The following is a 24,182-nucleotide window of genomic DNA, read 5'->3' on the forward strand; positions in this document are numbered from 1 at the left end:
GCAGATTAGCGGAGGCCCAGTCCGACCAGGACGTACGCCAGGGTGCGGCGATCTCCGCCCGCCGTCACCGACCAGTCCGCGTCGAACGAGAGCCGCACCTGCCGGTGCGCCTCCAGCCGGACCGGCAGCACCAGCTCGGTGAGGCCGGGGCCGACGTCGGCCTTCGCGACCGGGACGCCGTCGACGGACACGGTGACGGTGCCGTGCTCGGTGGCGTCGTCCGGCAGGTAGGTCTTGAATTCGAGGGCCTCGACCGCGGCCGTGGTGAGTACCGGGAACTCGACCGACGGCGCCGCCCAGTCGTCGTGGGCGACGCCGTTCATCCGGCCGGTGACCAGGCCCGCCCCGCGCACCAGCCGTTCGCCGTTGGTGCCGCCGGGCCGGAAGGAGACGCGCCCGGCCGGGTCGACGACCCGGGTGTCCCGCACCGACCGCTCGGGGGTGCGGGTGCCGTGGACGCGCAGCGGCCGCGGCGTGGGGTGGAAGAGCGCGGTCAGCCGGGTGCCGGTGACGAGCCCGAGGTCGAGCAGGCTGTCGTCGAGGACGCCGATCTCGTCGATCAGGGCGACGTGCGCGGGGTTGTCCATGTCGAAGTTGTGGCCGTAGATGCGGTCGACGAACGGGTCGATCACGTTGCCGTAGGGCAGGAACAGGCTCGGGTGCAGGAAGTCGAGCAGCACCGGCAGGACGTCCTGGGCCCGGATGCCCTCGAAGCCGTCCGCGGCGCAGTCGACGTCGACGAACTGTTCGTCGATCTCCCCGGTGAGCCCGTTGCGGCGCAGCTCCGGCGGCAGCGTGGCCCAGATCCGGTCGACGACCTCGTGCGCCTCGGGCCACCGGCGGTGCCCGTTGCGGCCGATCATGTCGTGCACCACCAGGACGCCGTCGGCGGCGAGGCTGTTCGTGATCTCGCCGTAGAGGTGTTCGAGGTCGAGCACGTGGTGCAGGGCCTGGAAGCCGACGACGACGTCGTGCCCGGCGTCGGCCCGCCAGGTGTTGAAGTCCGCGGTGATCAGCTCGACGCGGTCGGCCACGCCCTGTTCGCGGGCCGACGCCTCGGCGCGGGCCTGCATCTCGGGGTTCAGTTCGAGCAGCCGCAGCCGCACGTTGTCCAGGCCTTCGGCGGCCAGGCCGCGCAGCCAGCCCAGCTCCTGGTCGCCGTTGCCGCTGCCCAGCGACAGCACCACGGCGTCGCGGGAGAGCTTCCGCGCGCGTTCGGCGATCTGCCCGACGATCAGCTCATCGAGGCCGGGGACGCCGAGCGCTTCGAGCTTCGGGCGCACGTGCCGGTTGGACCACCGGTGCGCCGACGGCGGCAGGTTGCCGTGGATCTCCTCCTGGCCGGCGAAGGTTTCGCGCTCCCTGGCCAGCCGCTGGTCGTAGCCCGGCCCTCGGCCACCGTTCATCGCCCGTCCCCTCGCGTTCACCCGTTCGGGACCGTCCGTCACCGGCCCGGCGCTAGGATACGGCTGTGTCGTTCCGTCCTCCGTCGCAGTTGCCCGCCGAGCAGGGCCTGCCGAGGACCCCGGAGTCGTTCCTGCCCAAGGAGCACAACCTCTACCGGCCCCGGCACAGCAAGCGCCAGCGCACGGCACTGGCCTGCGCGGCCGTCTTCTTCGTCACGCCGCTGCTGCTTTCGCTGGTCGGCGTGCGCGCCACCGCCTTCGAAAACCGGCCGCTGCGCGAGTTCCCCAGCCTGGCCGACGGCTGGGGCTTCTTCACCGGCATGTCCGGCTGGGCGACCGACCACCTGCCGCTGCGGCAGGCCGGGGTCCAGGCCGCCGACGCCGTGAGCACCGGCGTCTTCGGCGACCCGCCCGGGTCCGGGCAGGGCACCGCCCACGACGGCGGCACGGTCGGCGTCGACCAGGGCAAGCCCGACAACGGCGACATCCCGGGGTACGTCTACCCCACCGTGCTGCCGGGCAAGGACGGCTGGCTGTACCTCGGCGAAGACGTCAACGCCCGGTGCCGCCCGGTGATGGACACCGACCACGTCGTCGCCGCGCTGCGGAAGCTGCGTGCCGTCGTGGAGCGCTCCGGGCGGAAGTTCGAGCTGGTCATCGCGCCGGACAAGTACAGCGAAGAGCCCGCGTACCTGCCCGACACCTACGTCGGCAAGCCGTGCGCGCAGGCGCGGACGGCCGAGTTCTGGAACCGCGTGCCGCGCGAGACCGGCGCGATCGACCTGCGGCCCGCGCTCGCCGACGCCGAAAAGCGGGTCGGCCACCCGCTGTACGACCGCAACGACACGCACTGGTCGTTCGACGGCGGCCTGGTCATGACGTACGCGCTGGGCGCGGCGATCGCGCCCGGCAGCACCGCGGGCTGGCAGGCGGCACCCAACGGCGTCCGGCCGTGGCCCGCCGACCTGGCCCGGGTGCTCGGCCGCGACGAGCAGCGGCAGCTGACGACGTACAGCCTCTCGACCGACGGCGGCGCCGACCGCACCCGCTACATCGCCAGCGACTTCAAGAGCCCGCTGCAGCTCACCCAGCCCGACGGCGCCGCGCCGGCCGGCTCGATCGCCCCGAAGATGGCGGTCGTGGCCGACTCGTTCACCCAGTTCGCCAGCCCGTTCCTGGCCGCGACCTGCCAGGACGTCACCATCGTGCACGCCGAGACCGTCGCGCAGAGCACCGCGCAGGAGCTGACGAGCCTGTTCGCCGACCGCGACATCGTCACTTTCGAACTGGTCGAACGCAGCGTCATCGGCGGGTCGACGGCGCTGCTGCGCGACCAGACGATCGACCTGCTCGGCCAGGTGCTGGCCGCCCACCCCCGCTGAGCCCCGAGGCCTCTGCCACACGAAGGTAACGACGGGGTGGTGGGCGACGAACAGGTGAGCACACCCGTGCACAATGGCTCCGTGCAGCCACGCTCGGCGTGAGCAGCACCGACACGTTCCGCATTCGCAGGCGATATACCCAAGGGGGTACCGGGGTGACCTGGCAGGAAGAGCTGCGCAAGCTCGACGAGGAGCTGGCGGCGGGCAACCTGACGGCCGACGAATACCGGGCGCGACGTGATCGGGTGCTGTCCATGGCCGTCTCGACCGGCGACCAGTCGCAGGCGCAGCCCGCGCAGCCGCAGGCGCCGAGCACCGCGGCCGACACGCAGATCATCTCGCCGGTGTCCCCGCCGGCGCAGCCGGACCAGCAGGCGAGCTCGGCCGAGGCGACCCAGGTCGTCTCCGCGGCCGACGCCGGGGGCGCCGAGCGGACCCAGGTCGTCCCGCAGTGGCAGCAGCAACAGCAGCAGCACCCGAACTCGCCGTCGGGCGGGTTCCCGCAGCCGATGCAGCAGCCGCCGTACGCCCAGCACTCGCCGGCCGGCGGGTTCGCCCAGCCGATGCAGCAGCAGCCGCAGAACCCGTGGGGTGCGCAGCAGCAGGACGCCAGCCCGCCGTGGGGCGGCTCGGAGTTCCCGCCGCTGGCCCCGCCGTCGAACAACGCGGACTGGATCAGCCAGGGTCCGGAGAGCTTCCAGACGCAGCCGTCGTCGGGCAAGGGCAAGAAGATCGCCTTCGCCGTGGTCGCGGTGCTCGTGGTGGCGGGCCTCGGCTTCGGCGTCTGGGCCCTGTTCATCAAGGACGGCGGCACCGGGTCGACGCCGCCGGTGGCGCAGAGCTCGAGCCCGCAGCCGCCGCCCGCGCCGACCGTCAAGCCGCTCCCCGAGCCGCCCGCGCCCAAGCCCGAGCCGAGTGACAACTCGTCGGCGCTGGTCACCCCGGCGGGCACCACCCGCGCCGGCGGTGGCGAGTTCGACATCGACAAGCTTCAGTCGGCCAAGTACCTGCCGACGACGGTCATCGAGAAGGCCAAGTCGGGCGGCATGACCGAGGGCCTGCTCAAGACGACCAAGGACGGCGACGTCACGCTGGGCCTGTTCGCGCTGGAGATGCCGAACGCGCAGGCCGCGGCGGCGGTGGCCGCCGAGTACGGGAACGCGGAGCAGGAAGGCGGCCTGACCGTCAACCGCAACCTGTCGCTCCACGGCGTGCCGGTGTACTCGGCGGCGGACAGCAACCAGCAGGTCTACCGCGCGGTCTACGTGCTCTACAACCGGGTCGTCATCATCGACTCGTTCGGCCCGTCCAAGGACGCGACGCTCAGCTCGTTCAAGACGCTGCTGACCGCGCAGGTCCAGAAGGCGCCGCCGACGGAGCGCACCAACAACTGACCTGACCCGAAAGTGTGACTTTCGCCGTGTCGGTGAACGTCGTCCCCCTCCCGGACGCCCTCTGAGCAGAGCATCGGCCGGGAGAGGAGGCGCCGTGATCTGGATCTGCCTGGTCGGCGTCCTCGCCGTGGTGTTCCTGGTGCGCGCGGTCCGCGTGGTGCGCCGGGTCAGGCGGGGCGACGCGGTGTGACGAGCCCGGACTCGTAGGCCAGCACCACCAGCTGGGCGCGGTCGCGGGCGCCGATCTTCGTCATGATGCGGCTGACGTGGGTGCGCGCGGTCGCCGTCGAGATCACCAGGTGGGCGGCGATTTCGTCGTTCGACATCCCGCCGGCGACCAGGCCGAGCACCTCGCGTTCGCGGTCGGTGATCTCGCGGACGGCGCTGGTGTCGATGCGCCGGTTCTCCGGCCGCCCGACGAACTCCTGGATCAACCGGCGGGTGACCGTCGGCGCCAGCAGCGCCTCCCCGCTCGCGACGACCCGCAGCGCGCGCAGCAGCTCGACCGGCTCGGTGTCCTTCAGCAGGAACCCGCTGGCACCCGCGCGCAGGGCTTCGTAGACGTACTCGTCGACGTCGAACGTGGTCAGGACCAGCACCTTCGTGCCGGTGAGGTCCGGGTGCGCGGTGATCCGGCGGGTTGCTTCGAGGCCGTCGACGCCGGGCATGCGGACGTCCATCACGACGATGTCCGGCTGGTGCTCGATCGCTCCGGCGACCGCCTGCTCGCCGTCACCGGCCTCGCCGACGACCTCGAAGCCGTCTTCGGTCTCCAGCAGCACGCGGAACCCGGCGCGGACCAGGACCTGGTCGTCGGCCAGCAGGACGCGGATCATGCTTCCCCCTCGATCGGTAGCTCGACGCACACTTCGAACCCGCCGTCGACCGGCCCGGCGGCGCACCGCCCGCCGAGCGCCGCGGCGCGCTCGCCCATGCCCCGGAGGCCGTGGCCCGGCATCGGCGGCGCGGTGCCGCGGCCGTCGTCACGCACCTTCATCGTGAGCACCCCGGGACGGCGTTCGAACCGGACGTCGACGTGGTCCGGCCGGTCGGCGTGCCGGACGACGTTGGTCAGCGACTCCTGCAGGATCCGGTAGGCGGCGGCGTCCACCGGGGCCGGGAGGTCGCCGGGTTCGCCGTGGACCTCGACCGTGAGCCCGGCGTCGCGGGCGTGGTCCAGCAGCTCGCCGGCCTGGGCGAGGCTCGGCGCGGGTGCCTTGTCCTCCCCGGAGCGCAGCACGGCCAGGGTCGCGCGCAGGTCGTTCAGCGCGGACGCGCTGGCCGCCTTGATGTTGAGCAGGGCTTCCTTCGCCTGCTCGGGCCGCCGGTCGGCGACGTGCGCGGCGACGCCGGCCTGGACGTTGATCATCGCGAGGCTGTGCGCGACGACGTCGTGGACCTCGCGGGCGATGCGCAGCCGTTCCTGCTCCGCGAGCCGGTGGCGGTGCTCGTCGGCCTGCGCGCGGCGGGCGGCGAGCGCGTCGAGCTGGTACCGGACGGCCGTGCCGACGCCGATGACGGCGGTCAGCCAGACGACGAGGAACGCGGCGCCGACCGCCAGCTCGAACGACCCGGTGAGGACGACGTGCAGGACGTAGGCGGCGGCGAGCGCGGCCGCGCCGGTGCTGCCCGCGGTGAGCGGCCCGCGCTGGCGGGTCAGCACGAACAACGCGATGGTCGGTACCAGGATGACCGGCCCGCCGGGCAGGCCGGAGGCGTAGTAGCCGAACGCGGACGCGGCCGTGCCGAGGAAGAGCGTCAGCGGGAAGCGGTGGACGAGCAGCAGGGTCAGCCCGGTGGCGGCGAGCCACGCGGCCGCGAGCGGAGTCATCGGCGCCGAGCCGGGCTGCCAGCGAGACGCACCGCTGGTCGCCCCCACCACGAACGCGGTGACGACGACGGCGCGCACCACGCGCCCCACCCACGGCGACCATCCCATGCCGCGAAAGCTACCGGTCGCGGCCGGGCAGCGCGTCCGTCTCGGAGCGCATGGCCGGCGTACGTCGTCAGTCGAACGCGCGCGGCAGCTTCGCCGCCGTCTCCTCGTCGGCCGGGGTGTAGGTCGACATGGTGATCTCCGACCGGCGGCCGTGGTAGAGGTAGGTGAAGTTGAACTGGAGCAGCCCGACGTCCGGGTGCAGGTACCGCTTGGTGCGGATCGGCTCCGAGTTGACGTCGTGGTGCGGCCACAGCTCGGCGAACAGCGGCGACTCGGCCTTGAGGCGCTTCACCAGCTGCTTCCACGCCGGCTCGGCGACGTGGTCGGCCATCGCCGCGCGGAAGGAGGCGATCACGCGCGGGATGTTCGCGTCCCAGTCGAGCATCCGCTTGCGCCATTCGGGGTTGAGCAGGCACTGGACCAGGGTGTTCCGGTCGCCGAACGGGATGGCGTCGACGTCGCCCATCAGCCAGGTGTACCCGCGGTTGTAGCCGAGCAGGTCGCAGCGGGCGTTGCGGATCGCGACCGGGTACGGCTCGAGCTTCTCGAGCATCAGCTCCATCGCGGGCGTGATGACCTGGCAGTCCTTCTCCCGCTCCGGCTCGGGCGCCCCGGCCAGGCGGAAGAGGTGGACGTGCTCGTGCGGGTCGAGCCGCAGGGTGCGGGCGATCGCCTGCAGGACCTGCTCCGACGCGTTGATGTCGCGGCCCTGCTCGAGCCAGGTGTACCAGGTGACCCCGACGCCGGCGAGCTGCGCGACCTCTTCGCGGCGCAGCCCCGGCGTCCGGCGGCGGCCCACGATCGGGAGGCCGACCTGCTCGGGCGTGATCCGCTCGCGACGGCTGCGCAGGAACCGCGCGAGCTCTTGGCGGCGGAGGCCGGATTCGACGGCGGTGGTCATGGTGCCAGGATGACACGCTCCCGAACCTGGTACCAGGTAGTGGCCAATACCTGGATAACCAGCAACTGGTACCAGTTTAAATTCGGGTTGATCGTAGTACTCATGACCACGACCGAACTTGCGCCGAACACCCCCGGCGCCCCGGACCGGCCGGGACTGACCCCCGCCGGCCTGGTCACCGTGCTGCTGGGGGCAGCACTGCCGATCATCGACTTCTTCATCGTCAACGTCGCGCTGCCGACGATCGATGCCGACCTCCACGCGTCCACCGCCACCCTGGAGCTGGTGGTGGCCGCCTACGGCATCGCGTACGCGGTGCTGCTCGTGGTCGGCGGCCGCCTCGGCGACTCGTTCGGCAGGCGGCGGCTGTTCATCGCGGGCCTCTGGCTGTTCACGCTGACGTCCCTGGCCTGCGGGATCGCCCCGACAGCGGGCACGCTGGTGGTGGCCCGTGCCGCGCAGGGGGCGGCGTCGGCCCTGCTGCTGCCGCAGGTGCTTTCGATCATCCAGGCGGCGACCTCGGGTGAGAAGCGGTCGCGCGCGCTCGGCCTGTTCGGCGCGACGGGCGGCATCTCGACGGTGGTGGGCCAACTGCTCGGCGGCGCGCTGGTGGCCGCGGACCTGTGGGGCACCGGCTGGCGGCCGATCTTCCTGGTCAACGTCCCGATCGGCCTGGTGGTGCTCGTGATGGCCCGCAAACTGCCGGAGAGCCGCGCGCACAACCCGCTGGGCGTCGACCGGCTGGGCACGGTGCTGCTGGCCGTGACGCTGCTGTCGTTGCTGGTGCCGTTGATGGAGGGCCGGGCGCTGGGCTGGCCGGTGTGGACGATCGCGCTGCTGGTCGTGGCGCCGTTCGCCGCGGCGGCGTTCGTGCACGTCGAACGCCGTCTGGAGCGCCGCGGGGGAACGCCGCTGCTGCCGCCGTCGGTGATGCGGCTGCCGAGCGTGCGGCGCGGGCTGATGGTGGCGGTGCCGTTCTTCGGCGCGTTCGGCTCCTTCATGTTCGTGTTCGCGATGACGCTGCAGGAGGGCCTGCACTTCGGCCCGCTGGGCGCGGGTGGCGCGCTGACGCCGCTGGCCGTCGCGTACTTCACGGTGTCGATGCTGAGCAGCCGCCTGGTGGCGCGCTACGGCCAGAAGGTCGTGCCGATCGGCGGCGCGATCACGGCGACGGGCATGGTGGCGCTGCTGTGCACGACGCTGTCGACGTGGCCGCACGTGACGATCCTCGACCTGGCGCCGTCGATGGTGGCGATCGGTGTCGGCAACGCACTGGCGATGACGACGTTGTTCCGGATCGTGCTGTCCCACGTGCCGACGGACCTGGCCGGTGTCGGGTCGGGCGTGATGACGACCAACCAGCAGACGGCGCTGGCGCTCGGCGTGGCGACGCTGGGCAGTCTCTACGCGGCGCTTTCGGGTTCGCTGGGGAGCCGTGACGCGTTCGCGCTGGTGATCGGGCTGGTGGCGGTGCTGGCGGCGATCGTCGCCGTCACCGGACGGCGGCTGCCGGACCCGCGAGTGTAGAAATCCGGAATTCACCCGTCGGAAAAACCGGCCGCCGGACGACTATGAAGGTGTGACGGAACCTCGGGTGCGACCGGACCCGGCCTTCGCGCTGCTCGGGCTGTACGAGACGGCCCTGCCGGAGGTCTACGGGTACCTGCTGTCCCGGTGCGGTGACCGCACGCTCGCCGAGGAGCTGACGTCCGAGACGTTCCTCGGGGCGGTCGCCGCCTGTCGCAAGGAGTACGCGCCTTCGGTGAACACCGGGTGGCTGATCGGCGTGGCCCGGCACAAGCTCGCCGACCACTGGCGCCGCCTGGAACGCGAGGAACGCGGCCTGCGGCTCGTCCACGACAGCGAGCCGGACGTCGACGACCCGTGGGACGAGCAGCTCGACGCTCTGCGCGCCAGACAGGTGCTCGGCTCGCTCGGGCCGCACCACCGGGCCGCGCTGACCCTGCGGTACGTCGACGGCCTCGGGGTGCCCGAGGTCGCCGGCCACCTGGGGCGGAGCGTGCACGCGACCGAGGCGTTGCTGGTGCGGGCCCGCGCCGCGTTCCGGCGTGCCTACGAGGAGAAGGAGGGTCGCGATGCCTGAGCCTTTCGACGCGCTTCGCCGTCCCTCCGAGCGGGTGGCGCCGGACCCGGATTTCGCCGCCGAACTGCGCGACAACCTGCGTCGCCTGATCTTGAACGGAGCCGAAATGACGACCACTGCCGCCCCCGCTGCCACCGCTTCCCTGCGTTCGCTGACGCCGTACCTGGCGGTTTCCGACGCCCGCGCGGCACTCGACTTCTACGTCGAGGTCTTCGGCGCGGTCCGCCGCGGCGAGCCGATGCTCATGGACGACGGCCGCGTCGGGCACGCGGAGCTGGCCATCGGCGACGCCGTGCTGATGCTTGCCGAGGAGTACCCGGAGATCGGCCACGTGGCATCGCGGGAGGGGGGCGCGTCGGTGCGGGTGGAGGTGCCGGACGTCGATGTTTCGGTGGCCCGCGCGCTGGAACTGGGCGCGACGCTGATCCGCGCGGTGAGCGATTCGCCGTACGGCCGCGGCGGCTCGTTCCGCGACCCGTTCGGCCAGCGCTGGCTGGTTTCGCAGGCGGCGACGCCGGCCGCGGGCCCGAAGCCCGCCCGGCACGGCGAAGCCATGTACTTCACGTTCCAGGTCCCGGCAGCCGCGCCGGCGAAGGAGTTCTACGGCGCGGTGCTGGGCTGGCAGTTCACGCCGGGCTCGGCGCCGGACGCGTGGGGGTTCGCGGGGCCTGGTCTCGAAGGCGGGTTGTGGGCCGGGGACCGGCAGGTGGGCTGGAAGCTGATGTACGCGGTGGACGACCTGGAGGCGGCGTTGGCGCGGGTGCGGGAGCAGGGCGGCCAGGCGGGCGAAGTGGAGCACCACCCGTACGGGATCACCGCGGACTGCACGGACAACCAGGGCATCGAGTTCTGGCTGTGGGAGAAGCCCTAACGGCCCGCCGCGTAACCCTGCATGCCGCGGGCGTTGGCCGCGGCCCGCAGGACACCCTCGGTGCGGGAGACCGCCGAGAGGCGGCCCAGCGCCCAGTCGCCCGCGTCCACGACCTGGTGGCCGCGGGCGCGCAGGGCGTCCAAAGTGGACGCTCCCAGCCGGGACTCTGCCACCAGCTCACGCGGGTTCCACGAGCGCGGGTAGAACGAGCTGGGGAACGCCGTCGTGTGCCAGGCCGGGCTGTCGATCGACTCCTGGAGGTTCAGGCCGCCGTAGACGTGCGCGAGCCAGAAGCACAGCTGCCACTGGTCCTGCTGGTCGCCGCCCGGGGTGCCGAAGGCCAGCGTCGGGACCCCGTCGCGCAGGGCCAGCGACGGCGACAGCGTGATGCGCGGGCGCTTGCGCGGGGCCAGTGAGTTCGGCAGGCCCTGCTCCAGCCAGAACATCTGCCCGCGCGAGTCGAGGCAGAAGCCCAGGGACGGGATCGCCGGGCTGGACTGCAGCCAGCCGCCGGACGGCGTCAACGAGACCAGGTTGCCCGCCGCGTCGGCGACGTCGAGGTGGACCGTGTCGCCGCGGGTCTGGCCCTGGGGGCCGACCGTCGGCTCGCCCGTGGCGCCGTCGCCCGCCTCGATGCCCTGCAGGGAGTCCAGGATCGCCGGGAGGCGGGCCGGGCCGCGGGCGTCGCCCGGGCGCAGGTCGGGGGACGCCGTGTCGGTGATCAGCGCGCGCCGGGCGTCGGTGTACGACGGCGAAAGCAGCACGTCCAAGGGCACGTCGGTGTCGCCGTACCAGGCCTCGCGGTCCGCGAAGGCCAGCTTCGCCGCTTCGGTCGCCAGGTGCACCGTGCGCTCCGAAGGCACGCCGTCCACATAGGACAGCTCGTCGCGGAACCCGTGCAGCAACAGTGCCTGCTGGAGCAGCGCCGGTCCCTGCGTCCAGCCACCCATCTTGACCAGGCGCCAGTCGCCGACGTCCACGGCCGCCGGGTCCTCGTACGACGCCGACCACGACGCCAGGTCGTCACCGGTCAGCAGGCCCGCGTGGTCGCGACCCGAGTCGTCGCGGAACGCCCGGCGGCTGAACTCGTCGATCGCCTCCGCGACGAAGCCCTGCGACCAGGCCCGGCGGCCGGCGTCGATCTGCGCTTCGCGGCCCGAGACGGACTCCGCCTCGCGCAGCAGCCGTTCCCACGTGTCCGCCAGCGCAGGGTTCCGGTGCAGGCCCGACGCCGGCTTCCCGTCCGGCATCCAGAGCGCGGCCGACGTCGGCCAGTGCTCGGTGAACAGCCGCGAGACGGCGCGGATCGTGTCGCCGACCCGCGACACCAGCGGGACGCCGTTGCGGGCGTAGCCGATGGCGTACTTGAGTACCTCGCGAAGCGGCTTCGTGCCGTAGTCGCGAAGCAGCAGCAGCCAGCCGTCCCAGGCACCCGGCACGGTGGCCGGGAGCAGGCCGCTGCCCGGGATCAGGTCCAGCCCGAGCGACGCGAAGTGCTCCGGCGTGGCCCCCGCGGGCGACGGGCCCTGGCTCGCCAGCGCCCGCGGGGTCGGGTCGTCCGCCGTCACGAAGAGGCCGGGCACCTGCCCCGCCGGACCGCACAGGTGCGGCTCGGCGACCTGCAGGACGAAGCCGGCGGCGACCGCCGCGTCGAACGCGTTGCCGCCGTCTTCCAGCACCGCCATCCCGGTGGCCGAAGCCAGCCAGTGCGTCGACGCCACCATCCCGAAGGTGCCGGTCAGCTCCGGCCTCGTCGTGAACATGCCCCGATAGTACGCAACGCTAACGAACTACCAAGTGTTCGGACGGCGGCGGTCCGGCTCGTACGGCTGCGTGATGATTTCCATCCCGTTCCCGCCGGGATCGAGGAAATAGACACCACGGCCACCGTGGTTGTGGTTGATTTCGCCGACCTGCTTCCCCATCGGGTCGGCGTGGTAGGTCACGCCCGTTTCGACGAGCCGCGCGAAGACGGCGTCGAAGTCGTCCTCCGGGATCAGGAAGCAGTAGTGCTGCAGGCGCAGGTCCTCTTCGGGGATGGTCGCGAAGTCCAGCCGGACGCCGTTGCGCGTCTCGACGGGGATGAACGGACCCCATTCCTCGCCGACTTCGAGGCCGAGCAGGTTCGCCAGGAATTCGGCGGATTCCCGGTTGTTCCGGGACGGGACGATCAAATGGTTCAACTCAACGGAAACTGACACGGTTGAAATGCCTCCACGGGCACTCCCGCCACCTCCATGCCTCACCCAGCCGGTGACCGACACGCGATGCCGTACCGATCACCCTAGCGGGCGAGCCACGATCACGAAACCTTGATTCGCGCCGCCGCCCGCGGCCGCCCGACGCCCTGCCAGGACAGTCCGGCGTCCACGATCACCCGCGGGTCGAGCAGGTTGCGCGTGTCGACGACGTCGATGCCGTCCATGAGCTCGGCCATCGCCGCCCAGTCGAGGTGCTTGAACTCGGCCCACTCGGTCAGCACGACGACGGCGTCCGCGTCCTTGGCGACCTGGTAGGCGTCGTCGACGACGGTCATCCCGGCGATCTCGCCGTCGACGGCCGGGTCGTAGGCGATCAGCTCGGCCCCCAGTGCGCACAGCACCGAGCACACGGCGAGCGCGGGCGAGTCGCGCAGGTCGTTGGTGCCCGCCTTGAACGCCAGGCCCAGCACGCCGATCCGGGCGCCGGCCAGTGTCCCGCCGGCCGCGCCGGCGATCTTCGCGACGATCCGGTCGCGCTGGGCGAGGTTCTCGTCGATGGCCGAAGTCAGCATGGTGAAGTCGTAGTTCACCGACTCGGCCACCTTGACCAGCGCGCTGGTGTCCTTCGGCAGGCAGGAGCCACCCCAGCCGGGGCCGGGCTTGAGGAACGTCCGGCCGATGCGCTTGTCGTGGCCCATGCCCTCGGTGACGAGGTCGATGTCCGCGCCGAGGCGTTCGCACAGCTCGGCGATCGAGTTGACGTAGGAGAGCTTCAGCGCGAGGTAGCAGTTCGCGGCGTACTTGACCAGCTCGGCGCTCGCCGCGTCGGCGACGACGACCGGCGCGGCCAGCTCGGCGTACAGGTCGCCGACCCAGCGCGCGGCGGCGAGGTCGTCCGAGCCGACGACGATCCGGTCCGGGCCCAGGAAATCCGCGACCGCGGTGCCTTCGCGGAGGAACTCGGGGTTCGACACCACCGGCACGTCGGCCCGGCCGACCAGGTCCCGGATCCGCTTCGACGTGCCCACCGGCACGGTCGACTTGGTGACCAGCGCGCAGCCGGCGGGCAGGACGTCGCCGATCTCGGCCGTCACCGCCTCGACCGCGCGCAGATCGGCGGAGCCGCCGGCCCCCATCGGCGTCGGCACGCAGAGGAACACCGCCTGCGCGTGGCGGACCGCGTCCCGCGCGCCGACGACGAACTGGAGGCGCCCGGCCGCGATGCCGCGGTGCACCAGGTCGGCGAGGCCGGGTTCGAGGATGTCCACCCGGCCCGCGGACAGGCGGGAGACCTTCGCGCGGTCGACGTCCACGCAGGTGACGTAATGACCCAGACTGGCCAGGCAGGCCCCCGTGGTCAAGCCGACGTATCCGGTTCCTACCACCACGATCCGAGCTGGTGTCATGCCGCTGAAGGTGACAGCCGGAGTTGACCACGACGCTAACGGAAACAGTCGGGCCCGAGAGCGGTGAGCGAAGACACGAACCGCGGATGCGAACGAGCGTTAACCTGGGTCGGCGAATCGGAGCAGCGAAGGGAACGGCAGAGATGCAGATCAACGGCACCGCGGCGCTCGTCACCGGCGGCGCGTCCGGCCTCGGCGGAGCGACGGCGAAGGCCCTCGCGGCCAAGGGCGCGCGGGTGTTCGCGCTGGACCTGGCGTCGTCCATCGAGAAGGCCGAGCAGATCGACGGCATCACCTACGTCGAGGCCGACGTCACCGACGTCGAGCAGGTCGAGGCCGCCGTGGCCACGGCGGCGGGCTCCGGCGTGCCGCTGCGGACGGTGGTGAACTGCGCCGGCATCGGCCCGTCCGCGCGGATCCTGTCCAAGAAGGGCCGCCACGACCTCGCGCTGTACGCGAAGGTCATCCAGATCAACCTCGTCGGCACGTTCAACGTGCTGACGATCGCGTCCGAGGCGATCGCGAAGACCGAGCCCCTCGAAGACGACGCCCGCGGCGTCATCATCAACACCGCCTCCATCGCGGCGTTCGACGGCCAGATCGGGCAGGTCGCCTACTCGTCGTCCAAGGGCGGCGTGGTCGGCATGACGCTCCCCGCGGCCCGCGACCTGGCCTCGCACGGCATCCGCGTGCTGACCATCGCGCCGGGCATCGTCGACACCCCGATGCTCGCCACGGTCAGCGACGAGTTCCGCGCGTCGCTCGCTTCCGGCGTTCCGTTCCCGAAGCGGCTCGCGCGGCCGGACGAGTACGCGCAGCTCGCGCTGTCGCTCATCGACCACGACTACCTGAACGGCGAGGTCGTCCGGATGGACGGCTCGCTCCGGATGGCCCCGCGCTGACGCCGAGGGCGGCACTTTCACGTGAAAGTGCCGCCCGTGCCGATCAGCGGGTCAGGCGGACTTCGAGGCCGATGCCGTCGGTCGTCACCGGGCAGCCGCCGAACTCGCTCTCCGCGGCCAGCGCCTCGAACTCCCCCAGTCCGGGAATTCGCCGGTTTCGTGGTAGCGCCGCCAGGCGTCGAGGCCCGGCAGGGCGCCGGTGGTCAGTTCTTCGAGGAAGCCGCACACCCGGCGTCAGCCACTGGACTACTCAGAGATCGAACATGTACGGCACTTCGGCCTGCGCCCGGGCGTCGATCCACTCGCGCAGTGCCCGCGTCGCCAGGACGTCGTCCTCGTTGTAGCGGAGGAGGCGTTCGCGCTGGTCGTCGTCCGGTTTCTCGCCGTCCATGCCCACGGCGTCGCGGTACCAGCGCATCGATGCCTCGCCGCCCGCCTCCGGGTCGCGCCAGGAGAAGCCGGCCACCGGGGCGATCACCTTCAGGCCCTTGCCGTGGGAGCAGAGGAACTGGTCGGTGACGCTGCGGAAGAGGTCGACCCACTCCTCGGAATCCACAAAGGACTGGATGGCCTTCTTCGTGGGGACGCCGGGGTGGTCGCCGAAGCGCTCGACGGACCCGAAGAGCCAGCGGTTCTCGGCCAGCGCGTTGTAGCAGTAGGCGCGGAAGGTCAGGCCCGCCGCCTCGGTGCGCTCGCGGACGTCGGTCAGCCAGGCCCAGAACTCGGCGAAGGACCGGGCTTCGTCGTCGGTGGGCAGCGGGTCCCACGTCGCGAAGGCGCGATAGCCCTGCGGGACGCCGATGTCGGCGCCGCTGAGCAGGCAGCCCCAGAGGTACGCGCCGGCGTCGCCGAAGCTCTCCATGTCGACGTCGACCTCGACGTCGGCGCGCGGCACCTCGACCTGGTCGACGCGGCGCACCAGCGTCAGGTCGGCCAGCCAGGCACGGGCGAGCACGACGGCGTCCGGGAAGGTGACGCCGGTCCAGTTCACCTCCGGCGGCTCGCCCGCCGGGTCGAGCGCGGCCAGCTTGTCCACAGTGGACACGCCGGCCCGGCGCAGCTCGACGGCGTCCTCGCCGCGCACCACGAGGCTGACGTCGCGGGTTTCGGTGAGCACGACCTCGCACGTCGGCCACCACGGGCAGCGACGGCACTCCAGCACGCGCGACGGCTCGGCGAGGGGCTCCTCGCCGTTCGCGGCGGCGGTGGCGATGGCGAGCCGGTCGGCGAACCGGGCCTGGTACTCGGTGAGGGCGTTGCGGCCGCCCGGCCAGGTGCCCGCCGTGAGGTCGTGCCAGACGACGACGTCGGCGTCGAGCCCGATGACGCCGCCGAGGGTGCTGCTCTCGTCGGCCTGCCCGAGCGTCTGCAGCATGCGGCGGATGTGCACGAGCCGGAACTGGTCGCGCGGCTGCGACCGGACCTTGCGGCCTTCGTCGGCTTTCCGGTGCGCCGGGTCGAGGTCGGTCAGCGCGGTGACGATCGCCCCGGCCCCGCGGTCGGTGATGCGGTGGCGCACGACGAGCACCGGGACGTACCCGCGGCCGGTGCGGACGAGCAGGTCGATGCCGCCACGCCGGTGCCCGGCCGGGTCGACCGGCAGCAGCGCACCCCAGATGTAGCGCGCCCCGTCGGCGAAGGCCTGCAGCGTCTGCTCGACGCGCTCGTGGGCGGGCAGGTCGCGGCCGATCTTCACCCAGTGGTCGTCGTTGGCGGCCATCAGCCGGGTGACGATGTCCTCCCGGTGGGCGGCGGCGTCGGCGATGCGCTGCTGCGCGGTGGGGTCGGGCGGGGAAAGCGGGACCTCGCGCATGGCGGGGTCGTGTTCGAGGTGCACGCGGCGACGGCAGCGGCTGACCGCGCCCGCGTCGAGTACCACCTCGGTGTTCATGGAGATCACTCTAGATTCCCACCGCCGAGCCGACATGCCCGCCACCCAGGCGACCAGTAAGTTCGACCTCGACACGTCGCAGGGAGGTGCCATGGCGCGCAAGGCCAAGGTCGTGGGTGAAGCCAGGTTCACCCCTAAGAGGGCGAAGAACGCGGTCGCGGTGGCGAAGGTGCTGGGCCCGGCCATGCTGCCGGTGGTGGCACCGCTCGCGGTCCGCGCGGCGGGCGCGGCCCGGGAGGCGTACGACCGCTACCAGGCGCGCAAGCTGGGAGTCTCGGTAGACAGGCTGGGCGAGTACACCGGCCGCGGCGCGGCCCTGCACGCCCGGATCGCGGGGGTGGCCGAGGGCTGCCAGGACCTCCGCAAGTCGGAGAAGGCGTCGAAGGCGGACGAGGAGTTCGCGGCGGGGGCGCTGGGAACGCTGGAGCAGCTGTCGGCATCGGTGCGCGCGGCGGAGCGGATGCCGACGGCACGACGGAAGTCGGTCCACCGCGCGGTGGCCGGCGAGCTGGAGCGGCTGGAGGGCCAGCTGCTGCACCGGCTCGGCCTCTGACGACAGCGGCCCCACCCTCTTCCTCGCGGGGTCCCGGAACCCTACGCCCAAGTGTCTCACCGGTGTGACAGAAAGCCGTAGGCACAACCGGGCACCACCCAGACCTCCCCGCCCACCCCGATACGAAGCCGAAAACACGGACGGTGGCACCGGGTCAAGGCACGCTTTCCCGCCTTGACGCGGTGCCACCGTCCGTAGTCACAATCAGGCTTCGGGGTGGAGCAGCGGCTACTGGATGAAGCCCTTCTTCACCATCCAGTCATGCGCCACCTTCCCAGCGTCCTCACCATCGACATCGACCTGCTTGCAAAGCTCGATCATCTGCTCGTTGTCGATCGCCGCGCTCACCTTCTCCAACGGCCCGCGAACCTCCGGGTGCTGCTTCAGCCACTCCGTGCGCAGCGTTGCCACCGCGTTGTACTGGGGAAACGCCTTCTTGTCGTCCTCCAGCACCCGCAGGTTCAACCCCGAGATCCGGCCGTCCGTCGTGAACACCTCGCCCACCGGACAAGTCCCGCTCGCCACCGCCGAGTAGATCGTGCCGATCCCGAAGTTCTTCACTGTCGGGTTCTGGAAGCCGTACGCCTTGACCGCGGCCGGGAAGCCGTCCTGGCGGCTGGTGAACTCCGTCTCCAGGCAGAACACCGCCTGGTCCGGCTTCTGCTTGATGAACGCCGCCAGGTCCGACGTCGTCTTCAGATTGTTGGCAGCGCCGTACGCCTCCGTCACCGCGAAGGCGTACTGGTCGTTCAGCGGCGAATAGTTGAGCCAGGTGACGCCGAACTTCTCCTCGTCCGCCTTGGCCGTCGCCTCGTACTGGGCCTGCTCGCCGCCCGGGACGGGGAGCTCGTTGCCCTGGTAGTTGATCCAGCCCGTGCCCGTGTACTCCCACGTGACGTCCGTCTGGCCGGACAGCAGCGCCTGGCGCGACGAGTTCGAGCCCTTGATGTCGGACAGGTCGACCACGTCCGCGCCCGCGGCCGTCAACGCCATCTCGGCCATGTACGCCAGGATGATGTTCTCGGTGAAGTCCTTCGACCCCACCGTGATCTTCACGCCCTGCAGGGCCGGGATCGGCTGGATCGAGCCGGGCCTGATGTCGTACGGCACCGCCTGGTTGACCGTCAGGCCGCAGGACGACAGCGTCACGCCCAGCAGCGCCACGACGGCCAGTCGCCGGAGTTTCATCGCAGCCCCTTCGGTCCGAAGTACTGTTCGGCGACCGCGCCCAGCCAGTCGACCAGCAGCGCCAGCGCGACGGCCAGCACCGAGCCGGTGACGAGCACCGGGGTCAGGTTGAGCTTGTAGCCGGTGTCGATGAGCAGCCCGAAGCCGCCGGCGTTGACGAACATGCCGAACGTCGCCGTGCCGACCGCCAGGACCAGGGACGTGCGCAGGCCGGCCAGGATCAGCGGGACGGCCAGCGGGAGTTCGACCCGCCAGAGCACCGCGCCCGCCGACATCCCGATGCCGCGGCCGGCGTCGATCAGCGCCGGGTCGACCTGCTGGATGCCGACCATCGTGTTCCGCAGCACCGGCAGCAGCGAGTAGAACGCCAGCGGCAGCGCCGCCACCCAGATGCCCCCGGTCGCGCCGGTGATGATGAACCACAGCACCAGCACGCCCAGCGCGGGCGCGGCCTGGCCGATGTTCGCGATGGCCAGGAAGACCGGGGCCAGGAAGCGCGCCCACGGCCGCGTCACGACCACCCCGAGCGGCACCGCGACGAGCACGACGATCGCCGTCACCACGAGCGTCATCAGCAGGTGGTCCCACAGCGCCGTGAGCAACGTCGACGCGTTCAGCGTCTCCTTCTCCGTCGCGTTCAGGCCGCTGGAGAACACGGCGGCGAGCGTCACCGCGACGATCACCAGCACCGCGATCGGCTGGGCGAACAGCCGGACGCGTTCCGCGCGTTTCGAGCCCGATTCGGTGCTGAAGCCGGTGTCGACGACCGCCGTCATGCCGGCACCTCTTCGTCGCTGGTGTGCTCCTCGCGCAGCTGCTGGATGGTCGCGATCACGGTGTCCAGCTGGATCGTGCCCGCGTACTCGCCGCGCGCGCCGGTGACCGGCACCGACCCGCCCTCGGCGAGCATCGCCTCGAGCGCGTCCTGCAGGGTCGACTGCAGGCTGACGACGTCGCGCAGCGGCTTGCCGAGGTTGGCCAGCGAAGTCGCCGACGTCAGCTCGCGGACGTGCACCCACCGCGTCGGACGACGGCGGGCGTCCAGCACGAGCGCGAAGTGCTTGCGCGACTTCTGCAGCTTCTCCCGGACCGACGCGGGCGACTCGTCGACGGTCACCGTGAGCGCGTCCTGCTGGAGCTCGACGTCGCGGACGCGCAGCAATGTCAGCTGCTTCAGCGACGCGCCCGCGCCCACGAAGCCCGCGACCGTGTCGTCCGCCGGGTTCGCCAGGATCGCCTCGGGGGTGTCGTACTGCAGGATCGACGACTGGTTGCCGAGCACCGCGATCTTGTCGCCGAGCTTCACGGCTTCGTCGAAGTCGTGCGTGACGAACACGATCGTCTTCTTCAGCTCGCTCTGCAGGCGGAGCAGCTCGTCCTGCAGGTTGCCGCGGGTGATCGGGTCGACCGCGCCGAACGGCTCGTCCATCAGCAGCACCGGCGGGTCCGCGGCGAGCGCCCGCGCGACGCCGACGCGCTGCTGCTGGCCGCCCGACAGCTGGCGCGGGAAGCGGTCGCGGAAGTCGGCCGGGTCGAGCCCGACCAGGTCCATCATCTCCTCGACCCGGTCGTTGATCTTCTTCTTGTCCCAGCCGAGCAGGCCCGGCACCACCGCGATGTTCTGCGCGACGGTGAAGTGCGGGAACAGCCCGGCCTGCTGGATGGCGTAGCCGATGCGACGGCGCAGCGTGTCGACGTCGAGCTTCAGCGCGTCCTCGCCGCCGATGGTGATCCGGCCGGACGTGGGCTGGACCAGGCGGTTGATCATCCGCATGGTCGTGGTCTTGCCGCAGCCGGACGGGCCGACGAAGACCACGATCTTTCCGGCGGGCACGACCATCGAGAAGTCGTCGACGGCCGCTTCGCGGGTGCCGGGGTACCGCTTGGTCACGTGCTCCAGCTCGATCTCGACGCCGGAGACTTCCTCGTTCTCAGCCACGGACACCCCTAGAGACGGTGAAACGCTTGATCAGGACGTAGACGCCGTCGAGCAGCAGGGCGAGGATGACCACCCCGACCGTGCCGGTGACGGCTTGGTTGAGGGAGTTCGTGCTCCCCGCGTTCGTGAGCCCGGAGAAGACCTCGGCGCCGAAGCCCGGGCCCTTCGCGTAGGCGGCGATCACGGCGATGCCCATCAGCATCTGCGTGGCCACCCGCATGCCGGTGAGGATCGCCGGCCAGGCCAGCCGCAGCTCGACCCGGGTGAGCACGCCGAAGCGGCTCATCCCGATGCCGCGGGCGGCGTCGGTGACCGCCGGGTCGACGCCGTCGAGCCCGACGATGGTGTTCCGGACGATCGGCAGCAGGCCGTAGAGCACCAGCGCGATCACGGCCGTCGTCGGACCGAGCCCCGAGATGGGGATCAGCAGGCCCAGCAGGGCGAACGACGGAACCGTCAGGATCGTGCTCGCCAGCGCCGTGGCCACCGCCGAACCGATCGGGCTGCGGTACACCGCGACCCCGATCAGCACGCCGAGGACCGCGGCGATGATCGTGCACTGCACCACCATGCTGGTGTGCAGGTAAGCCTCCAGCCACAGCTTGCTCGCCCGGTCGGAGATGTAGTCGAAGAGGTTCATCCGTGTCGCTCTCCCGCCCTTCGCGCCGGCCTTCACCCGAACGGGCTAGTTCCTGACCGACGGCTCAGTACCCACGACACGGCCGGTCCAAACCCCCGTCTTTCGGCCCACCGTGGCCCACCTGCCGGAGATCGGCAACAAATTGCCTGAACCGAGGCGCCACGCGGGACGTGAACTCGGTGTGTGCTCACTTCACGGGATCACACGCTCACGGCGGAGCAGGTCCCTTAGGCTGCTCTTCATGAGCGATCCGGCCCGGCGTCCCGCCGCGCTGGGAGCTACCCGTGGAATGTTGCTCGCCGTGAGCTGTGGCGCACTTTCCGTCACCGCACACCGGCTCGCCGACGGCGGGCTGCCGGATCCCGCGATGACCCTGCTGCTCACCGGCCTGTTCGGCTGGACGGCGGCCGCGCTCGCCCGCCGGGCCCGCGGGCCGCTCGCCACGATCGTCCTGCTGGGGACCGCCCAGCTGGTGATGCACCTGCTGCTCACCACGCTCGCCGGCCACCACGACATGTATGCGACGCCCGGCACCGCCGGGCTCGGCATGACGGCCGCGCACACCGTCGCGACCGTGCTCACCGCGCTGCTGCTCGCCCGCGCGGACACGACGCTCCTCACCGTGCTGGCCGTGCTGCGCGCGATCCTGCCGCGCCTGCTCACGCCACTGCCGGTGCCCGCGGCGGCGCCCGCGCTCATCCCGGCCCGCGTGGCCGGCCCGGACCACCTCGTCGGCGTCGACCTGCGCCGGATCCGCGGGCGGCGCGGCCCGCCCGCGCAATGAGGCTTATTCAGCCGTCGCCCGCCGCATGGCTTCCGAGCCGATCGGTCGTTGGTGCGCGGGGCGCGGCGGGCTAACCAGAATAAGCCTCACTCCTGAACCCAGCTCGTCCCCGAAAACGGCCGGTCCCCGAACCGAGCCGTCCCCTTCTTGTGTTCATCAGGAGTGAACCCATGTCCCAGCACGTCTTCAAGCGCGCCGGTTTCCTCGCCGCCGCCGTCGGTGCCGCCGGCCTGCTCGGCGCCGGCATCGCGTCCGCGCACGTCACGGCCAACGTCTACGGCCCGCAGCCCACGAAGGGCGGCTACGCGGCGATCGTGTTCCGCGTGCCCAGCGAGGAGAAGGACCCGATCACGACCACGAAGGTCACCGTCGACTTCAAGCCGGACTACGGCATCGGCTCGGTGCGGACCAAGCCGGTCCCCGGCTGGACCGCCCAGGTGACGAAGTCGAAGCTGCCCGCCCCGATCACCAAGGACAACGGCACCCAGATCACCGAAGCCGTCACCGCGGTGACCTGGACCGCGCAGCCGGGCAGCGAGCTCAAGGCCACCGACTACCAGGAGTTCTCGGTGAGCTTCGGCCCGCTGCCGTCCAATGTGGACCAGGTGGAGTTCCCGGCGCACCAGACCTACAGCGACGGCAAGGTCGTCGACTGGAACCAGCCGACGCCGGCCGGTGGCGAGGAGCCGGAGCACCCGGCGCCGGTCGTCAAGCTGGCCGCGAAGGCCGCGGACGGCGACGCGCACGGCACCATGGCGGACACGGCGTCCACCACCGGTGACCAGGCCCAGGCCGCGGCGGCGACGTCGGACAGCACCGCCCGCTGGCTCGGCGGAGCCGGCCTGCTCGTCGGCGCCGTCGGCCTCGGCGTCGGAGCCGGCGCGACCATCCGGGCCCGCAAGGCCACGGCCAAGTCGGGAGGCAACAGCTAAATGCGCAAAGCGCTCGTCGCGCTGGCGTTGACCGGGGTGGGGGGGGGGGGGGGGGCCCCCCCCCCCCCGGGCCCCCAACGGCAGGTAAACACCGACCCCCCCCACCCCCCGGCCCGCGGCCCTGCTCGGCACGGCCACCCCGGCGCTGGCGCACAACGTGCTGATCTCCTCGGACCCGGCGAACGGCTCGTCCGTCGCCGCCGGCCCGGCGAAGATCAGCCTGACGTTCGACCAGTACGTGCAGGGCGCGGACGTCAACCAGATCGCGGTGACCGGACCCGGCGGCGGCCAGTGGGCCGAGGGACCGATCAGCGTGGTGAACAACGTCATCAGCGCGCCCCTGCGGCCGCTCGGGCCGGCCGGGAAGTACACCGTCGGCTACCGGGTGCTGTCCGCCGACGGTCACCCGGTGACCGGTGAGCTCAGCTTCACCCTGACCGCCGCGGGCACCGGCACGCCGGCGACCGTCGACGCGGCGCGGTCGCCGGGCGGTTCCTCGTCGGCGGCGCCGGAGTCGTCGGGGTCGAGCGGGGTGCCGATCTGGGTCTGGATCGCCGGCGCCGTCGTGCTGCTGGCGATCGGGCTCACCGTGGCCCTGCGCTCGGGCGGAAAGATCGAAGAGAAGAACTGATGACCCAGGCCGAGACCACCACGAAGGTCCGCTACTCGACACTGTTCTGCGTCGTGACGGCGGGCCTGCTCGGCGCCCTCATCGGCGTCGCGCTTACCGCCACCGCGCCGGTCCCCGGCGTGGTGCAGCCCGACGCGGTGGTCTCGGCCGGCATCCCGGTCGTGCGCGTCCTGCTCGACCTCGCCGCGGTCACCACCATCGGGCTCGCGCTGCTTTCCGTGCTCGTCGGCTACGACCGGCCGAAGCTGACCGAGCCGGTCATGCGGCTGGCCCGCCCGGCCGGCGTCGCGGCCGCGCTCGTCTGGGCCACGTCGGCGGTCGTCGCGCTGATCCTGCAGACGGCGGAGTACAAGCCGGGTGCCTCGACGCTCTCGCCGTCCGACATCGGCGAGTACATCGCGAACGTCGGTGCCGGGAAGGCGCTCGTCATCGTCGCCGTGCTCGCGCTCGTCCACGCCGGGATCGGCGCGCTGGCGCTGCGCTTCGGCGAGAAGGTGCCCGCCGAGGTCCGCGTCGGGCTCGGCCTGTTCGCGCTGCTGCCGCTGCCGGTCACCGGGCACGCGTCGAACTGGAACTACCACGACTACACGATGATCTCGATGGAGCTGCACGTGATGAGCGCCGTCGCCTGGACCGGCGGCCTCGGCGCGATGGCCGTGCTCCTGATGGCGAACCGGACGCTGCTGGCGCACGCGCTGCCCCGGTTCTCGAAACTGGCGACGCTCTGCCTGGTCCTCTCCGCGGCGACCGGGTTGTTCAACGGACTGGTCGAGATCTCGCTCAACCCGACCATCGGGTTCTGGGCGGCGATCTTCACGACGCCGTACGGGCAGCTGCTGATCCTGAAGCTCGTGTGCACCGGGGTCATCGCGCTGCTCGGGGCGAACGTCCGCTGGCGGCTGATGCCGCGGATCGTCCGGCACGACCGCACGGCGCTCGCCGCGTGGGCCACGCTCGAACTGACGGTCATGGGACTGGCGTTCGGGTTCGCCGTCGTGCTGACGCGGGCGCCGGTGGCCGTCTCCTGAGGTCGTCCTCGCAGGTAGACCCCGTGCGAAGTCACCGCGAGTAGCTGCAAATTGCGCATTGGGCTGACCGGTAATCCATTGGGGGTGACC

The 24,182-nt window shown here is 71.6% G+C and carries 23 protein-coding genes; 11 read left to right on the forward strand and 12 right to left on the reverse strand.

Features of this window, described 5'->3' with window-relative positions:
* Positions 1–5: 5 nt before the first annotated feature.
* Entirely contained in the window at positions 6–1,406 is a 1,401-nt protein-coding gene (locus I4Q55_RS01210; RefSeq protein ID WP_206784128.1) for a cyclopropane-fatty-acyl-phospholipid synthase family protein, read from the reverse strand.
* Between the two features lie 65 nt (positions 1,407–1,471).
* Here I4Q55_RS01210 and I4Q55_RS01215 point away from each other — a divergent pair, with 65 nt between their 5' ends.
* Both I4Q55_RS01215 and I4Q55_RS01220 read left to right on the forward strand, forming a co-directional pair.
* A complete protein-coding gene (locus I4Q55_RS01215; RefSeq protein WP_307793088.1) occupies positions 1,472–2,788 on the forward strand; it encodes a hypothetical protein in 1,317 nt (438 codons plus the stop codon).
* Between the two features lie 155 nt (positions 2,789–2,943).
* Complete coding sequence (locus tag I4Q55_RS01220) at positions 2,944–4,182, forward strand: SHOCT domain-containing protein (protein WP_206784129.1); 1,239 nt, start codon at positions 2,944–2,946, stop codon at positions 4,180–4,182.
* Between the two features lie 167 nt (positions 4,183–4,349).
* Here the strand turns inward: I4Q55_RS01220 and I4Q55_RS01225 are convergent, their stop codons facing one another.
* The 3 genes from I4Q55_RS01225 to I4Q55_RS01235 all read right to left on the reverse strand — a co-directional run bounded on the left by I4Q55_RS01225 (position 4,350) and on the right by I4Q55_RS01235 (position 7,022).
* Complete coding sequence (locus I4Q55_RS01225) at positions 4,350–5,018, reverse strand: response regulator transcription factor (protein ID WP_206784130.1); 669 nt, start codon at positions 5,016–5,018, stop codon at positions 4,350–4,352.
* The gene (locus tag I4Q55_RS01230) at positions 5,015–6,121 is read right to left on the reverse strand and encodes a sensor histidine kinase (protein WP_206784131.1); all 1,107 of its coding nucleotides are present in this window, start codon (positions 6,119–6,121) and stop codon (positions 5,015–5,017) included. The genes I4Q55_RS01225 and I4Q55_RS01230 overlap by 4 nt, the downstream gene beginning before the upstream one ends.
* 67 nt (positions 6,122–6,188) lie before the next feature.
* Positions 6,189–7,022, reverse strand: coding sequence for a helix-turn-helix transcriptional regulator (locus tag I4Q55_RS01235; protein ID WP_206784132.1), 834 nt, complete (start codon positions 7,020–7,022; stop codon positions 6,189–6,191).
* Between the two features lie 102 nt (positions 7,023–7,124).
* Between I4Q55_RS01235 and I4Q55_RS01240 the strand changes: the two genes are divergently transcribed.
* Genes I4Q55_RS01240 through I4Q55_RS01250 form a run of 3 tightly spaced genes read left to right on the forward strand, consistent with a single transcriptional unit; the run spans position 7,125 to position 9,997 of the window.
* A complete protein-coding gene (locus I4Q55_RS01240; RefSeq protein WP_206784133.1) occupies positions 7,125–8,549 on the forward strand; it encodes an MFS transporter in 1,425 nt (474 codons plus the stop codon).
* Positions 8,550–8,601: 52 nt separating this feature from the next.
* Entirely contained in the window at positions 8,602–9,126 is a 525-nt protein-coding gene (locus tag I4Q55_RS01245) for an RNA polymerase sigma factor (RefSeq protein ID WP_206784134.1), read from the forward strand.
* On the forward strand, positions 9,119–9,997 hold the full coding sequence (locus I4Q55_RS01250; protein ID WP_206784135.1) for a VOC family protein: 879 nt from the start codon (positions 9,119–9,121) through the stop codon (positions 9,995–9,997). The genes I4Q55_RS01245 and I4Q55_RS01250 overlap by 8 nt, the downstream gene beginning before the upstream one ends.
* Here the strand turns inward: I4Q55_RS01250 and I4Q55_RS01255 are convergent.
* From I4Q55_RS01255 to I4Q55_RS01260, 3 genes are all read right to left on the reverse strand, one after another.
* Entirely contained in the window at positions 9,994–11,760 is a 1,767-nt protein-coding gene (locus tag I4Q55_RS01255) for a gamma-glutamyltransferase family protein (RefSeq protein WP_242545100.1), read from the reverse strand. The genes I4Q55_RS01250 and I4Q55_RS01255 overlap by 4 nt on opposite strands.
* 27 nt (positions 11,761–11,787) lie before the next feature.
* The gene (locus tag I4Q55_RS48900; RefSeq protein WP_242545101.1) at positions 11,788–12,171 is read right to left on the reverse strand and encodes a VOC family protein; all 384 of its coding nucleotides are present in this window, start codon (positions 12,169–12,171) and stop codon (positions 11,788–11,790) included.
* A 128-nt stretch (positions 12,172–12,299) separates the two neighbouring features.
* Complete coding sequence (locus tag I4Q55_RS01260; RefSeq protein WP_277991808.1) at positions 12,300–13,652, reverse strand: UDP-glucose/GDP-mannose dehydrogenase family protein; 1,353 nt, start codon at positions 13,650–13,652, stop codon at positions 12,300–12,302.
* Positions 13,653–13,747: 95 nt separating this feature from the next.
* On the opposite strand from I4Q55_RS01260, the gene I4Q55_RS01265 reads away from it, so the two are divergent.
* Positions 13,748–14,506, forward strand: a complete 759-nt coding sequence (locus I4Q55_RS01265) for an SDR family NAD(P)-dependent oxidoreductase (RefSeq protein WP_206784137.1) — start codon at positions 13,748–13,750, stop codon at positions 14,504–14,506.
* 250 nt (positions 14,507–14,756) lie between these two features.
* Here the strand turns inward: I4Q55_RS01265 and I4Q55_RS01270 are convergent, their stop codons facing one another.
* Complete coding sequence (locus tag I4Q55_RS01270; RefSeq protein WP_206784138.1) at positions 14,757–16,397, reverse strand: TM0106 family RecB-like putative nuclease; 1,641 nt, start codon at positions 16,395–16,397, stop codon at positions 14,757–14,759.
* Positions 16,398–16,488: 91 nt separating this feature from the next.
* On the opposite strand from I4Q55_RS01270, the gene I4Q55_RS01275 reads away from it, so the two are divergent.
* Complete coding sequence (locus tag I4Q55_RS01275; RefSeq protein ID WP_206784524.1) at positions 16,489–16,950, forward strand: DUF6474 family protein; 462 nt, start codon at positions 16,489–16,491, stop codon at positions 16,948–16,950.
* Positions 16,951–17,178: 228 nt separating this feature from the next.
* Here I4Q55_RS01275 and I4Q55_RS01280 read toward each other — a convergent pair whose 3' ends face one another.
* From I4Q55_RS01280 to I4Q55_RS01295, 4 genes are read right to left on the reverse strand one after another with little or no spacing between them, the layout of a single operon-like run.
* Positions 17,179–18,138 carry a glycine betaine ABC transporter substrate-binding protein gene (locus tag I4Q55_RS01280; protein ID WP_206784139.1) on the reverse strand — a complete coding sequence of 320 codons (960 nt, stop codon included), beginning with the start codon at positions 18,136–18,138 and terminating at the stop codon, positions 17,179–17,181.
* On the reverse strand, positions 18,135–18,914 hold the full coding sequence (locus I4Q55_RS01285) for an ABC transporter permease (RefSeq protein ID WP_206784140.1): 780 nt from the start codon (positions 18,912–18,914) through the stop codon (positions 18,135–18,137). Before I4Q55_RS01285 ends, I4Q55_RS01280 begins: the two co-directional genes overlap by 4 nt.
* On the reverse strand, positions 18,911–20,077 hold the full coding sequence (locus I4Q55_RS01290; RefSeq protein ID WP_206784141.1) for an ABC transporter ATP-binding protein: 1,167 nt from the start codon (positions 20,075–20,077) through the stop codon (positions 18,911–18,913). Before I4Q55_RS01290 ends, I4Q55_RS01285 begins: the two co-directional genes overlap by 4 nt.
* On the reverse strand, positions 20,070–20,717 hold the full coding sequence (locus I4Q55_RS01295) for an ABC transporter permease (protein ID WP_206784142.1): 648 nt from the start codon (positions 20,715–20,717) through the stop codon (positions 20,070–20,072). The genes I4Q55_RS01290 and I4Q55_RS01295 overlap by 8 nt, the downstream gene beginning before the upstream one ends.
* A 292-nt stretch (positions 20,718–21,009) precedes the next feature.
* Between I4Q55_RS01295 and I4Q55_RS01300 the strand changes: the two genes are divergently transcribed.
* The 4 genes from I4Q55_RS01300 to I4Q55_RS01315 all read left to right on the forward strand — a co-directional run bounded on the left by I4Q55_RS01300 (position 21,010) and on the right by I4Q55_RS01315 (position 24,092).
* Positions 21,010–21,501 carry a hypothetical protein gene (locus tag I4Q55_RS01300; RefSeq protein WP_206784525.1) on the forward strand — a complete coding sequence of 164 codons (492 nt, stop codon included), beginning with the start codon at positions 21,010–21,012 and terminating at the stop codon, positions 21,499–21,501.
* Positions 21,502–21,671: 170 nt separating this feature from the next.
* Positions 21,672–22,433, forward strand: coding sequence for a YcnI family protein (locus tag I4Q55_RS01305; RefSeq protein WP_206784143.1), 762 nt, complete (start codon positions 21,672–21,674; stop codon positions 22,431–22,433).
* Between the two features lie 157 nt (positions 22,434–22,590).
* On the forward strand, positions 22,591–23,064 hold the full coding sequence (locus I4Q55_RS01310) for a copper resistance protein CopC (protein WP_307793089.1): 474 nt from the start codon (positions 22,591–22,593) through the stop codon (positions 23,062–23,064).
* Positions 23,064–24,092, forward strand: coding sequence for a copper resistance D family protein (locus I4Q55_RS01315; RefSeq protein WP_206784144.1), 1,029 nt, complete (start codon positions 23,064–23,066; stop codon positions 24,090–24,092). Before I4Q55_RS01310 ends, I4Q55_RS01315 begins: the two co-directional genes overlap by 1 nt.
* Positions 24,093–24,182 lie beyond the last annotated feature (90 nt).

The organism is Amycolatopsis sp. MtRt-6 (assembly GCF_017308975.1).
Taxonomy (GTDB): Bacteria; Actinomycetota; Actinomycetes; order Mycobacteriales; family Pseudonocardiaceae; genus Amycolatopsis.